The 15100-nt window shown below is 67.4% G+C and carries 4 protein-coding genes; 2 read left to right on the plus strand and 2 right to left on the minus strand.

Going from position 1 to position 15100, the window contains the following annotated elements; translation table 11 throughout:
• Positions 1-23: 23 nt before the first annotated feature.
• Complete coding sequence (locus G3574_RS01040) at positions 24-5996, minus strand: beta strand repeat-containing protein (RefSeq protein ID WP_163960004.1); 5973 nt, start codon at positions 5994-5996, stop codon at positions 24-26.
• Between the two features lie 156 nt (positions 5997-6152).
• Entirely contained in the window at positions 6153-12011 is a 5859-nt protein-coding gene (locus G3574_RS01045; protein WP_163960006.1) for a beta strand repeat-containing protein, read from the minus strand.
• On the opposite strand from G3574_RS01045, the gene G3574_RS01050 reads away from it, so the two are divergent.
• Together G3574_RS01050 and G3574_RS01055 are read left to right on the plus strand one after the other, a co-directional pair.
• A complete protein-coding gene (locus G3574_RS01050) occupies positions 11989-12270 on the plus strand; it encodes a hypothetical protein (RefSeq protein ID WP_163960008.1) in 282 nt (93 codons plus the stop codon). The genes G3574_RS01045 and G3574_RS01050 overlap by 23 nt on opposite strands.
• 142 nt (positions 12271-12412) lie before the next feature.
• Complete coding sequence (locus G3574_RS01055) at positions 12413-15097, plus strand: O-linked N-acetylglucosamine transferase family protein (RefSeq protein WP_163960010.1); 2685 nt, start codon at positions 12413-12415, stop codon at positions 15095-15097.
• The last annotated feature ends 3 nt before the right edge of the window (positions 15098-15100 follow it).

Below are 15100 nucleotides of genomic sequence, written 5' to 3' on the forward strand. Positions count from 1 at the left end.
CCGCCGCCGTCACGCCACGCACCTCATGCAAGATAGCCGCCGTCGTCCTTCTTGACGAGGCTGGCGGCGAGCTGCGCCGATGCCATCCGCGATTCGGCGGATTTGTCTCCCACCCGCGCGATATCCTCATGGCTGCCGATGGCGGCAGCCATCTGGGCGGCGGCGCTCGTGTAACTGGCGGCATCGGTCAGCGGCAGCGCGGCGGCCGGCGGTTCGGCTGCGGCAGCCGCGTAGCCGGACATGGCTTCGACCAGCGCGCCGACCTGGCTGGAAAGATCCGGCTTCGAATCCACCACGAACCAGACGTCCGCCGTCGCCCTGCTCTGCCCGTCCGCCGTCGTGTAGGAACCGGCCAGCCCCAGCCAGTTGCCATTGTCCTTTTCCGAGACCGATTCCGCCTTCACGCCGATGCTCGCCACGCCGGCCTCCTGCAGGCTGCGCAACTCGCCGGCCTCGGTAATGCCATCGTTGTTGGCATCCACCCAGACCTGCAGCCTGCCATAGGCGGCATCCTTGCCGTCGATCACGCCATCGCCATTGGCGTCGAGCTCGGCAAGCGCCTGGTAGCCGTTCGCCGCCTTGCTGCCGTCGGCCATCAGGGTCGAGGTGCCGAACAGTTCGCTGCCGTCGTTGATCATGCCGTCGCCGTTGCGGTCGAGAACCAGCAGCGCATCGCCTTGGCCCACCCAGCCGGTGCGGACCGTGCGGCCGCTCGCGGTGAGGTCGAAGTTCACGCCTTCGAGGACGCTGCGGGTGTGCACGCCGTCGCCGTTCAGGTCGAGCACGATCGGGCTGGCCTGCGCCAATGCCGCGCGCTGCGCCGCGCTCATGCCGGCCAGCTGGGTGCTGGTCAGCGCCATCACCTGCGTCGGCGTCAGCGCGGCGAGCTGGGTGGTGGCGAGCGATGCGAGCTGCGATGGCGTCAGGGCCGCCACCTGCGCGGTGGAGAGGCCGCCGGCGATCTGGTCGGTCGTCAGCGCGATCAGCTGGGTTGCCTTGAGCGAGGCCAGGTCGCGGGTTTCGATGGCCGCAATCTGGACCGCGGTCAGGGCTGCGATCTGCGTCGGCAGGATGGCGGTCACCTGCACCGAGGTCAGGGCGGCGATCTGCGCGGCGCCGATGCCGCTGACCAGCTGGTCGGTGGTCAGCGCGGCGATCTGGCGCGCCGTCAAGGCAGTGATGTCCCGAGTCTCGAACGCGCTCAGCTGGGCGCTGGTCAGCGTGGCGATAATGTCCACCGTCAGGCCGGGAATCTGCCTGCTCGCGAAGGCCGCGATCTGTTCGTTTGACAATCCCGCTACCTGGTCGGCGGTCATCATGGACAACTGCTTCGTCGTGAAGCCCTGGATGGCGTCGGCCTCGATGGCGCCGATCTGCCCGGCGCTCAGGGAAGACAGCACGCGGGTGCTGATGGCGCCGACCTGGGCCGAAGACAGGCTGTTGATTTCCACCGTGGCGAGCGCCGCGATCTGGTCGCCCGACAAAGCCTGGATCTGCGCCGTGGTGAACGAGGGCAGGTAATTGTCGAGCAGCACGGTCAACTGGTCGCCGGTCAGGTACTGGATCTGGCGCGAACTCAGCGCAGCGACCTGCCTGGTGGTAAGCGCGGTCAGCTGCGCGCTGCTCAGCAAGGGCACCTGCACGCTGTTGAGCGCGCCGATCTGGCTGGTCTTGAGCGCTGCCAGCTGCTCCGGCGTGAGGCCGGTCGTGATCTGGTCGGCGGTCAGGACCGTGATCTGGCTGGTCCTCAATTGCCCGAAATCGGCGGGTGTCACGGCCGCCAGCTGCGAAGCGCTCAAGGCAAGGATGGCCTTGCTGGTCAGCGCGCCGATCTGGGCGGTGGTCAGGCTGGCGATTTCATCCGTCGTCAGCAGGCCGATTTCATCGGTCGTCAGCGCGGCGATCTGCGCCGAGCGCAGGCTGGGCAGGGACTGGTCCATGAATGCCGTGATCTGATCGGCGGTCAGCGCGGCGATCTGGCGCGTCGTCAGCGCCGCGACCTGGGCGGTGGTCAGCGCCACCAGCTGGTCGGTGATCAGGGCGGTCCATTGCGCGGTGCTCAAGGAAGCGACCTGGCTGGATTTCAGGCCCGGGATCTGGTCGGGCGTGAGCGCGACCAGCTGCGTGGTGGACAGCGCGCCCAGTTGCCGCGATGTCAGCGCGCCGAGGTCTGCGACCTCCAGTGCGGCCACCTGGTCCACGCTCAGGGAGGCGATCACCGCGGTCGGCAAGGCGGAAACCTGGGCCGACGTCAGCGCGGCGATCTGGTCGGTGGTCAGGCTGGCCGCCTGGTCCGTGGTCAGCGCGGCGACCTGGCTGGATTTCAGCGTCGGCAGGAAGGTGCCCATCAGGGCGCCGAACTGGTCGGTGCTGAGCAGGCCGACCTGCTTGCTGCTCAGCGCCCTCACCTGCGCGGTGCTCAGGGAGGTAATCTGGAAAGTCGACAGGGCGCCGATCTGGTCGCTGGTCAGCACGCCGAACTGCGCCGTCGTGAGCGAAGGCATCTGCGCGTCCGTCAGCGCCATCAGCTGGGTGGAAGCCAGGGCGACGAACTGCCTGGTGGTCAGCGCGGAGATGTCCGCGCCGCTCAGGCTGGCGATCTGGTCCGTGGTCAACGCCTGGATGGCGGAAAGCGACAGCGCCGACACCTGGCGCGTCGTCAGCGAGGCGATCTGCGAAGTCGGCAGGCTGACGATCTGGTCGGACGTCAGGGCGGCGATCTGCGTGGTCTTCAGGACAGGCAGGAAAGTCGCGAGGATGACGCCGAACTGCGACGAATTCAGCGCGGCGACCTGGGCGTCGGCCAGTCCGCTGACCTGTGCGGTCGTCATGGCGGTGATCTGGTCGGTCGTGAGCGCGGCGATCTGCGCCGATTTCAAGGCGGCGAACTGGCCGGTTTTCAGCGCGCCGACCTGTGCCGGCGTCAGGAAAGCCACCTGGTCGCTGGACAGGCCCACGATCTGCGAACTCCGGATCGCGCCGACATCAGCGAGGGTGATGGCGGCGATCTGGTCGCTGCTCAGGGCACGCAGCTCCGCCGTCGTCAAGGCGGCGGCCTGGCCGGTGCTCAGTGAAGCGACCTGGTCGGTGCTCAGCATCGCGATCTGGGCCGAGGTCAGGGCCGCGATCTGCGCGCTCTGCAGGGTGCCGAGGAAGCCGGCGAACAAGGCGGAGATCTGCCCGGTATCGGCAAACGCGGCGATCTGCTGCGGCTTGAGCGAAGCCACTTGGCCGGCGCTCAGTCCGGCGAGCTGGTCGGTCGTGAGGGCCGCGGTCTGCCGCGTGGACAGCGCGGCGATCTGCGACGAACGCAAGGCCGAGATCTGGGTCGAGGTAATGCCGTTCACCAGCTGGCTGGTGCTCAGCGCGGCGAGCTGGACCGAGGTCAGGGCGGCGAGATCGGCATTGACGAAGGCTGACAGCTGGGTCGAGGTCAGGCTGGCGATTTCACGCGTGGTCAGCGCCGCGACCTGCTTCGTGGTCAGCGAAGCGATCTGCGCCGTGTTCAGGCTGGAAACCTGGGTGGTGGTCATGCCCGCGATCTGCGAAGTCTTCAGGACAGGCAGGTACACGTCGGCGAGCGCGCTGATCTGGTCGGTGGAAAGCGCCTTGATCTGGGCCGTGGTCAGGGCGCCGGCCTGGACCGCCGACAGCGCCACCAGCTGGTTGCTGGTCAGGGCTGCGACCTGCCTGGTCGACAGCATGGAAATCGCCGACGACTTGAGCGCGCCGACCTGGTCCGTCGTCAGGCCGAAGGCGATCTGCGAGGTGGTGAGCGCCGCGATCTGCGACGACTTCAGCGCACCGATGTCTTCCACCGGCAAGGCCGCGATCTGGTCGGTCGTCAGGGCGCCGATGACGCTGGCCGACAGCACGCCGATCTGGCCGGTCGTCAGGAGGGCTAGCTGGTCGGTTCCGAGGCTGGCGATCTGCGTATCCGACAGCACGGAAAGCTGGGCCGAGCGCAGCGTCGGCAGGAAGGCGCTGACCAGTTCGTTCAGCTGGTCCGAGGTCAGGGCACTCATCTGCGCCGTGGTCAGCACGGCCACCTGCGCGGTTTTCATCGCCGCGATCTGGTCGGTGGTCAGCGCGGCCACCTGGGAAAGCGACAGCGACGCGATCTGGTTCGTGAGCATGGCGGCGACCTGCGCGGTGCCGAAGCCGCTGGCGATCTGCGCGGTGGACAGGGCCGCGATCTGCGTGCTGCGCAGCGCCACCACGTCGCGCGTCTCGATGGCGGCGATCTGGTCGGTCGTGAGGGACGCGACGGCACGCGGCGCCAGCGCCCCGACCTGCGAACTGGAAAGCGCGGCGATCTCGGCGGCCCCGAGGTTGGCGGCCTGGGCGGTGGTCAGCGCAGCGATCTGGGAAGTCTTGAGCGCGGCCTGGAACGAATCGACCAGCGCATTGATCTGGCCGGTGCCCATCATTCCGATCTGGCGCGTCGACAGGCTGGCCACCTGGCCCGTGGTGAGCGCCGCGAGCTGGTCCGTGGTCAGGGCGCGCGTCTGGGCGGATGACATCGCTGCCATCTCCGCGCTCGTCAGGGCGTACATCTGGTCGGTGGTCAGGCCGTAGGCGATCTGGGCGGTGGTCAGCGCCGCGATCTGGCGGCTCTTGAGCGCGGCCAGGTCTTCGGCTTCCAGCCAGCCGATCTGGTCGGTGGTCAGCGCCGCGATCGCGCCCGCGCTGAGCGAGGTGACCTGGGCGGTGGTGAGCGCGATGACTTGGTCGCTTCCCAGGGTCTGCACCTGGCTGGTGGTCAGGGCCGCGATCTGCGCCGGCTTGAGCGCGGCCAGGAAATTGCCCGCCACTTCGCCGAACTGGTCCGTCGTCAGCGCTACCAGCTGGGCCGTGGTCAGCGCCCCGATCTGGCTGGTGGTCATGGAAGCGATTTCGCTGGAGGCGATGGCCGCGATCTGCGCCGCCGACAGGCTGGCCAGCGCGGTATTCGACAAGGCCTGGAGCTGCACGGCGGTCAGGCCGTTCGCGATCTGGCTGGTGGTGAGCGCCGCCAGTTCGCCGGTGGTGAACGCCGCCATGTCCTGCGACTCGATCGCCGCGACCTGGCTGGAGCTCAGCGCCGCGATGAAATCGGTGGAGAGCGCCGCCGCCTGCGTCGAGGCGAGCGCGGCAATCTGCGCATCCTGCAGCGCGGCGATCTGGGCCGCGGACAACGCAGCGATCTGGGTTGATTGCAGGCCGGGAATCTGCGCCGTGGTCAGGCCGTTGGCAATCTGGTCGGTCGTCAGGGCGGCGATCTGGTCGCTGTTCAGCGCCGCGAGGCCGGCGGTGCGGAAGACGGCGATCTGGGTCGGATCGAGGCCGGCGATTTGGTCCACCGTCAGCGAAGCGGCCTGCGTGGACGTCAGCGCGGCGATCTGCGCCGTCGTCAGGCTCTGGGTCTGGCCGATGCTCAGGTTGGCGACCTGCGCCGGGCGGATCGCGGCGATCTGGGCCGTGGTCAGCGACGAAAGCTGGGTCGTGTCCAGCGCCAGGAGGGCGTCCGATCCGAGCGCCGCGAAAGCCGAGGTCTTCAGCGCCGCGAGCTGGGTCGTGGACATGGCCGTCACCTGGCTCGCGCCGAGGGCGGCGACCTGGACGCTGCCCAATGCCTTGACCTGGGAGGTCGTCAGGGCGGATAGCTCGGCGCTGGTCAATGCGGTGACCTGGGCGCTCGTCAGGGCGCCGATGCCCGCCGTGATCAGGGATTGCACCTGCGTGCTGGAAAGGACGGCGAGCTGGCTGGCCGACAGTTTTGCGACCTGGGCGGTCGACAGCACGGCGATCTGGTCGGTCGACATGCCGCTGGCGAATTCGGAGGCGCGGATGCTGCCCAGGCTTGAGGACTGGATCGCCTTGACCTGGGCGGTGGAGAATGCCGCGATCTGCGCCGACGACAAGGCGGACATGTCGTCCGTGCCGAGCGAAGCGATTTGCGACGTCCGCAGCGCGGCGATCTGCGCAGTGGACATTCCAACCAGGATCGAAGCCATTCCCATTTTCCTTGTGACCGGCCCGTCGCCGGGCCGCCGCAGGACGGCGAAGACATTGCGCCGACCTGATGATGACAAATCATTCTACTATTTCCCTAAGGAAATATATAGCTGATTCAACCACACCTTCCCTGCCCTAGGGTCGAGGACCAGCCATCAGCCGATTCCCTTCAACCCGCCTGGCGATGCCAGCAGTCCGCCGCCATCCTCCGGCTTGCGCGCCGTCCGGCTTGCCTGGTCCAGCACGCCTCCCAGCCCGGCGGCAGAACGGTCGCCGCCCTCGAACCGCTGCAATGCCTCGGTCAAACCCGTAACGCCAGCAATCAAGGGCGACATCCGGGCGGAGGCTCCATCCAGCCATTCCATCCCCGACCTCGCGCCGTCCGCGGGCACGGCGGCATCCGCGAAGCCGGCGATTGCCTGAACGAGACCGCTGACCGCACCGGACAAATCCTGCACGCCTTGCGCGTCTTGCGGCTGCGCCTTGTCAGCCACGAACCAGACATCCGCCATGTCATGGACGCTGCCGTCCGTGCCGCGATAGCTGGACGCCAGGCGAATCAAGTTGCCATTGTCCTGTTCCAGCACGACACGGGGCGACGCGTCGAGCGAGGCGATTCCGAGTTGGCCAAGGGATTTCAGCTCGCCGGCCTGGCTCACGCCGTCGGCATCCGCATCGACCCAGACGCGCAGCGCGGAAAACGCGGCGTCCTTGGCATCGATGACGCCGTCGCCGTTGCCGTCCAGCGCCCGCAGCGCGGCATAGCCGTCCACCGCGTTGCTGCCGTCGGCGAGGCGGGTCGCGCTGCCGAACAATTCAGCGCCGTCGTCGATCGTGCCGTTGCCGTTGCGGTCGAGCGCCAGCAGGCCGGCGCCCTGCCCCGTCCAGCCGGTGTGCACCTTGCCGCCGGTGGCATGGAGGTCGAATTCCACGCCGGCCGTCACGCTGAGCGTCTGGATGCCCTGCCCGCCGAGATCCAGCACCAGCGGCGTGGCATAGCGCGTCGACGCGGGATCGAGCGCCATGGTCTGGGCGATCGACATGGCCGACACCTGGGCATTGGTGAAGGCCGAGATCTGGCTGACGCTCAAGGCCGCCAGATCGGCGGTTTCCAGCGCGCCGATCTGCGCGGTGGTCAGCACCGCGATCTGGGTATTCGTCAGCGCCTGCATCTGCACAGTCGTCAGGGCAGCGACCTGGCTGGCGGACAAGGCCGTGAGCTGTCCGGCCTTCAGCAAGGGAATCTGCGTGGAGGTCAGCGCGGCGATCTGGCCGCCGTCGAAGGCTGTCATCTGCGCGGACGTCAGCACGCCGAGCTGGGTGGCCGTCAGCGCGGCTACCTGTGATGTCAGCAGCGCGGCGAGCTGGTCATTGCCAAGGGCGGTCACCTGGCTGATCTTGAACGAGGTCAGCTGGGCGGTGCTCAGCGAGGTCAGCTCCAGCGCCGTCAGCACGCCAACCTGCGTCGAGGTCAGCGCCGACAGCTGGGCCGTGGACAGGGCCGCCACCTGGGCGCTGCCGAAGGCAACCACCTCGTCGAGGGTCAGGGCGGCGATCTGGCTGGGCTTGAGCGCGGCCAGCTGGCTGCTCGCCAGGGACGCGATCTGGCCGTTGTTGAAGGAAGCGATCTGCGCGGGCAGCAAGGCGGCGAGCTGCGATCCGCTCAGCGCGTTCACTTGGGTCGCCGACAGGGCCGCGAGCTGGTCGCCGGAAAGCAGGATGATCTGCGCCGTTTTCAATGCCGACACCTGCCCCGGCGTCATGGCGGCGACCTGTTCTGCCGTCAGCGCGCCGATCTGGCCGGCCGTAAAGGCGGCGACCTGCGCGCTGCCCATGACGGCCAGCTGGGCGGTGCCGAGTGCAGAAATCTGGTCCGGCGTCAGCGCGGCGACCTGCCCCGTCTTGAGCGCCGCGATCTGTGCATTGCTCAGGCTGGCGAGGTGATCGGCATCCAGCCCGGCGAGCTGCGCCGTCGTCAGCAGCGATACCTGGCTCGTCGTCAAGGCCTGCACCTGGGTCGAGGACATTGCCGCGAGCTGCGCATCGGTCAAGGCATCGAGTTGGGCGCTGCCCAGCACCACCAGGTCCGCCGTGCCCCATGCGGCGATCAGGTCCGGCGACAGATAAGCGATCTGGCTGGACCGCAGGGCGACGGCCTGCGCGGTGGAGAGCACATTGAATTGCGCCGTCGACAGCGCGCCGAGCGCCGCGGAACCAAATGCCGCAATCTGCGCGCTGACCAGGGCCGCGACCTGGTCCGTGCCCAGTCCGCTGACCTGATCCGGCGTCAGCGCCGCGATCTGGGTCGATGCCAGCGCCGCGACGTGCGTTGTATCCAGCGCAGCGATCTGGCCGGCGGTCCAGCCGCTCCCGATCTGCGCCGCACTGAAGCCATTGAGTTGCGTCGTGCCGAGCGCGGCGAACTGTGCCGTGGTCAGGCCGGACGCGATCTGCGACGCGCTCAGGGCCGCGACCTGGGTCGTGGTGAGCGCATTCAGGCTGGCAGTGGCGAAGGCATTCAGCTGGCTGGAACCGAGCGCCTGGATGGCGGCGGTGCTCAGCGCCGGGGCCTGCGCGCTGGTGAGCGCCGTGATCTGATCGGTACCGAACCCTGCTCCGACCTGCGCAGCGGTCAATGCCGCGATCTGCGCCGGCGTCAGCGCCTGGATCTGGGAAGCGGCAAACGCGGCGATCTGGCTGCTCAGCAACGCCTGGACCTGCGCCGCCTTCAGCGCCGCCAGGTCGGCGGTCTGCAATGCCGCCAGCTGGGACGTGGACAAGGCATCGAGCTGCTGGCTGTTCAGCGCCTGGGTTTGCGCGGTCGTGAGCGCCGCCACCTGGTCGGTGGTCAGCGCGGCGATCCGGTCCGTGGCGAGCGCGGGCAGCTGGGTCGATGACAGCGCCGCGAATTGCGCCGGTGCCAGAGCCGCCACCTGGGCTACGGAAAAGGCGGACACCTGCATGGTGGTCATTGCCGCCAGCTCCTGGGTCTGGAGCGCCGCGAGCCGGCTTCCGAGCAAGGACCTGATCTGCGCGCTGGTGAGCGCCGCGGCCTGGGCCGTGCTCAAGGCGGCCACTTGCGCGGTCGTGATGCCGTTGGCGATCTGCGCGGGCGTCAGGGCGGCGATCTGCGCGGTCTTCAGGCTGGCGAACTGGCTGGTGCTCAAGCCATTGGCGAGCTGGCTGTTGCTGAGCGCGGCGATCTGGCTGGTTTTCAGCGCCGCCAGCGTTGCCGTGCTCAGTGCGGCCACCACGGCATCGGGCAGCACCGACAGCTGCGCGGTGGTGAGCACCGGCGTCTGGGCGCTGTTCAGCGCGGCCAGTTGGGCGGTGCTCAGGCCGTTGGCGATCTGGCTGGTGGTCAGGGCGATGAGCTGCGCGCCGCGCAAGGCGGCGATGTCGCCGGTCTGCAGCACGCCAAGCTGTGACGTCGACAAGGCAGCGATCTGCGCACCCGTCAGGCCGCTTGCCTGCGAGGTCGACAAGACCGCGATATGGCTGGTGCTCAGGCCGGCGATCTGGTCGGTAGTCATCGCGGCGACCTGCAGCGCGCCAAGCACGGAAAACTGGGCCGTCGACAGGCCGGCAGCGACCTGGCTGCTCGCCAGCGCCGCGATCTGCGCGCCTTTCAGGGCGGACAGCTCGGCCGTCGTCAAGGCGGCAATCTGGTCGCTTCCCAGGCCGGCCATCTGCAGGGTGGTCAGGGCGCCCACCTGGGCGCTGCTCAAGAGGCCGATCTGGCTGGGCAAGAGACCAGCAACCTGGCTTTGCGAGAGGCTGGCAAGCTGCGAGGTCTTCAGGGCAAGGAGATCGGCCGAACCGATCGCCGTCAGTTGCGCCGTGCCGAAGACCGCGAGCTGGGCCGTGTTCAATGCCGCGACTTGGAAGGTATTGAAGGCGGCGACCTCGGTGGTCGTCAGCACGCCGATCTGCGCGCTGGTCAGGGCTTGCACCTGCACGCTGCCCATGTCGCCGGCATGGCTGTCGAGCAGCGCCTGGACCTGGCTGGAAGACAGAGCCGCGACCTGCGACGAGGTCAAGGCGCCAACCTGCGCCGAATTCAGCGCGGCGAACGGCCGCGTGCCAAGCGCGCCGAACTGCTGCGTGGACAGGCTGCGCAAGGCGGCGCTGCCGAAGGCGGCGATCTGCGCGGTGGTGAGTCCACTGGCGAGCTGATCGGTGGTCAGCGCCATGACCTGGGTGGTGCGCAAGGCGGCGACGTCCGCGGTGCCGAGGGCGGCGAGCTGTCCGTTCGCCAGCCAGGCAATCTGCCTGCTGCCGAGTGCCGCCGCCTGCGCCGTGGTCAGCGCGCCGAGCTGTACCGTGGTCAAGGCGCCGATCTGATCGCTGCCCAGCACGGTGAGCTGGGCGGTTTTCAGGTTGACGATCTGTGCGCTGCTCAAGCCCGCGCCAAGCTGGGAAGCGCTCAAGGCGCTTATCTGGCGGGTCGACAGCGCCCCCAGAGCATCGGTACGCAAGGCAAGCAGCTGGCTGGTGCCCAAGGCCGCCACCTGGGCCGTGGTGAGTGCCGTGGCCTGGCCGCTGCCGAGCAGGGAAATCTGGGCGGTCGACAAGGCATTGGCGATCTGGCTGGTCGTCAGCGCGGCAATCTGGGTGCTCTTGAGGGCGACCAGGTCGGCGCTTTCCAGCGCGCCCAGCACGGCATCGCTCAGGACGGCGATCTGGTTCGTCTTCAATGCCTGCACCTGGGCCGTGGTCAGTGCGACGGCCTGGGCAGTGGTCAGTCCGCCGGCAATCTGGTCGGTGGTGAGCGCCATGACCTGCGCCGTCTTCAGCGCGGCAATGTCCGCCGTCTGCAGCACCGAGAACTGGTCGGTCGACAGCTGGGACAATTGCCTCGTGGTCAGGGTGCCCGCCTGCGCCGTCGTCAGCGCGGCAAGGTGGCTGGAATCGAGAGCCGCGATCTGCGCCGACGTGAGAGCGGTAATCTGGTTGCTGCGCAGCGCGGCGAAATCGACGGTTTCCATGGCGGCCAGCGCCGCCGTCGTCAACGCCGCCACCTGCGCGGCGGTAAGCGCCGTCACCTGGGTGCTGCTCAGCGCCGCAAGCTGGCTTGCGGTCAGGCCATTGGCGACCTGGGCAGTGGTGAACGCAGCAATCTGCGCCGAGCCGAGGGCGGCGAGTTGCGCCGTCGCCAGGCCGGAGGCGATCTGGTCGGATGTCAGTGCCGTGATCTGGCTAGTCTTGAGCGCGCCGATGTCCGCGCTCGACAGGGCCGCGATCTGGCCCAGCGACAGGGTCGCGATCTGGCGCGAAGTCAGGCTTGCCGCCTGCGCCGTGCCGAAGGCACCGATTTGCGCGGTCGTCAGTCCGTTGGCGACCTGGCTGGTGCTCAGCGCCGCTACCTGCGCTGAAGTCAATGCCGCGACCTGGCCCGTCGTCAGGCCCTGCCCGATCTGGTCGGTTGTCAGCGCGGCGACCTGCGCGGTACGCAGTGCCCGGATGTCGTCGCTGCCGAACACCGCGATCTGGCCGACGCTCATCGCGGCAAACTGCGCGGTCGTCAGGCCGGCGACCTGGCCGGAGGTCAGCGCGGCGACCTGGTCCGTGCTGAAGCCGTTGACGAGCTGGTTGGTGGTGAGTGCGGCAAGCTGAGCGGTTTTCAGGGCCGCGACCTGGGCGGTACCGAGTCCCGCGGAAATCTGGTTGGTGTCGAGGGCGCCAATCTGGGCGGTGCCCAGCGCGGCAATGACAGCGGTGCGCAGCGCGGCAATCTGCTGTGTCTGGAGGGCGGCGATCTGTGCGGTCCGCAGCCCGCCCGCCTGGTTTGCGCCCAGCGCCGCCATGTCGCCGGCGGAAAGGCCGCTGACGATCTGCGCGGTGGTCAGGGCGGCAAGGCCACGGGTCGTCAGGGCGGCGACCTGGGCAGTCGTCAACGCCCCAAGCTGGGTGCTGGTGAACGCCAGCATGTCGGCCGTCGACAAGGCCACGACCTGTGTCGTCGTGAGCGCCGCGATCTGCGCCGTCGTCATGCCAACGATGATGGAAGCCATGCTTTGTGTTCCCGATTTCTGCGATACGGATGATCGATCCCGGCGGATGCCCGCCTTTGTCCCAGTTCTTGTTTACGGCAAGCGGCTTGACCAACTTGAGCGGATCCAGGGCGGAATCGTCTGGATCGATGCCAACGAATCCTTGGAACAAGACCGGGACTTCCACGTTAATCGCAAAAACGAAACCCTCCGCGCGCGACGACAATCGGCTCATGATTGCGGCTGGAGCGCCAGGCCGGGGCGTCGGCGTTCGGGCTGACTCGGTGGAGACTGAAGCAAGCAGGATCGATAGAGGGCGGACAGGCAGGGTGAACACGCGCTAAAGATCTTCGGCTGGCGGCCGTTGCCTAGACAGCATCATGACGCCGCATGGCCGCAACACATCGCCGAAGATGAACAAAATGCCAACATTGAAAAAAAGCGCAGCTTCCACTTCCCTTGCCGCTGAAGCCGCCGAGCCCGGAGTCTTGCCGTTCGAGCGCGCGATGTCCGCCGCGACGCTAGGCACGCTTCCGTTGATCGAACTGGTCAGCGCCGCCGAGGCGCTGGTCGCAGGCAAACAAGCCAACGATGCCTGCACGCTCTACCGCGCCTGGCTCAAGCACACCGTGTCGCCGGCGGCGCATGCGATCCACTTCAACCTGGGTGTGGTGCTGGTCAACCTGCAGGACCACGCGGGCGCGGAAGCCAGCTATCGGCAGGCGATCGGCCTGCTTCCGGAATTCGTGCAGGCCTACCTCAATCTCGGCACCGTGCTCGAGCGCACCGGGCGCGTGGAAGAAGCGATCGCTACCTGGCGCAAGGCGCTGGCGCTGACCGATCCGGCATCGCCCAACGACAGGCCCTTGCGCATCCATGCCTGCAACAACCTCGGCCGCGTGCTTGAAATGCGCAGGCAGTATCAGGAAGCCGAAGCCATGCTGACCGAAAGCCTGATGCTCGACGCCGCCCAGCCCGACGCGGCTGCGCACTGGCTGCACCTGCGCCAGAAGCAATGCAAATGGCCGGCCCTGACACCAATCAACGGCATCAGCAAGGACGAGTTGCTGCGCTCCGCTTCCGCCCTCGCGCTGCTGAGCGCCAGCGACGATCCGGCCTTGCAGCTCGCCTCCTCGCGCGCCTTCGTCGCAAAGAAAGTCATGCCGCCGGCCGCGCCGCTCGCGCCCGCCGACGGATATGCCCACAAGCGCCTGCGCATCGGCTACCTGTCGTCCGACCTCTGCTCGCACGCGGTCTCGATCCTGACCGCCGAACTGTTTGAACTGCACGACCGCTCGCGCGTCGAGGTGTTCGCCTTTTCCTGGAGCCGGGAAGACGGGACGCCCTTGCGCGCCCGCGTGGTCAAGGCCATGGATCATTACATTCCCATCCACGAGCTTACCGACGAGCAGGCAGCCAAGCTGATCCGCTCGCACGAGATCGACATCCTGGTGGACCTGCACGGACTCACGCTCGGCACACGTTTCAACATCCTTTCCTACCGTCCGGCGCCGGTACAGATCACCTATCTGGGTTTTCCGGGCACCACCGCCCTGCCCTGCATCGACTATGTGATCGCGGATGAATTCCTCATTCCACCGGAACTCGCGGACTTCTATACCGAGAAGCCGCTCTACATGCCGGAGTGCTTCCAGGTCAACGACCGCAAGCGCAAGGTCGGCGAGGCGCCGACCAAGGCGGAGTGCGGCCTGCCGGAAGACAAGTTCATCTTCTGCTCGTTCAACAACAACTTCAAGTTCACGCCCGAGGTCTTCGGCGCATGGATGCGCGTCATGCAGCGCGCGCCGGACAGCGTTCTGTGGCTGGTGGCGGACACGGAGTGGTCGCAGGACAACCTGCGCAAGCAGGCGGCGGCGCATGGCATCGATCCGCAGCGCCTGATCTTTGCCGGTCGCGTGGCGCCGGAACAATACCTGGCGCGCTTCCAGGTCGCTGACCTATTCCTCGACACCTATCCCTTCAATGCCGGCACCACTGCCAGCGATGCCTTGTGGGCCGGACTGCCACTGCTGACCTACACCGGCCGCGCCTTCGCATCGCGCATGGCTGGCAGCCTGCTGCGCGCGGCCGGCCTGCCGGAACTGGTTGCCTTCAGCCTGGAAGAATACGAGGAAAAGGCCGTCGCGCTGGCGCTGGACCGTTCCCGGGTGGATGCCATGAAGCAGCACCTGAAGGAAACCCGCTTCACGTGTGCGCTGTTCGACAGCCCGCGCTTCGTCCGCGCACTGGAAGACCGATTCGAAACCCTTGCCAAGCGCCCCGCCGGCGCGGCCGCAATCAATGAACAACCTGAGGAGCCACGCATGCAACTGCCTAAGATCACCCCGATGGAAAATCCCGCGCGGGTGCAGAACTTCATGGTGCGCACCGTCTGGGGCCTGACCGATCCGGCGCGCTTCTACGCGCTGATGGACGAGGCCATGAAGCTGGTCGTTCCCGGTTCCTACCTTGGCGATAACCTGTTCACCTGGGGCCGCAGCAACTCGCTGTTCGAGGACGGCCCCTTCCGCGAAGCCTGGCAGAACAACGTCCAGAACGACGCCGACCGCGCCATCGCCTGGCGCCGCTATATCCTCGCCTGCTCCGCCTATCATTGCGCGCAGCTCGAAGGCGATTTCGTCGAGTGCGGCGTGTACCGCGGCACCGGCATCAAGACCGTCATCGATTACTTCGGCAAGGACAAGTTCACCAAGACCTACTGGGGCTACGATACCTTCGACTACAACCCGGTGCAAAGCCACAAGTTCGAAGGCCAGGAAGACGGCCTGTTCGACGAAATCAAGAAGCGCTTCGACGGCTATGAGCAGGTGCGCCTCGTCAAGGGCCTTCTTCCGCAATCGCTGGAAGGCAATTCGCCCGAGAAGATTGCCTTCCTGCACATCGACCTCAACAGCGCCGAATTCGAGATCGCCACGCTCAATGTTCTCTTCGACCGGCTCGTGCCGGGCGGCATGCTGATCCTGGACGACTATGAGTGGTCCGGCGAATATCGCTTGCAAAAGATCGCCGAAGACGAGTGGTTCGAAAAGCGCTGCTATCGCGTGTTCCCGCTGCCGACCGGCCAGGGGCTGGTGATCAAGCGCTGAAGG

The sequence above is a fragment of the Noviherbaspirillum galbum genome (genome assembly GCF_010974945.1).
Lineage (GTDB): Bacteria > Pseudomonadota > Gammaproteobacteria > Burkholderiales > Burkholderiaceae_D > Noviherbaspirillum > Noviherbaspirillum galbum.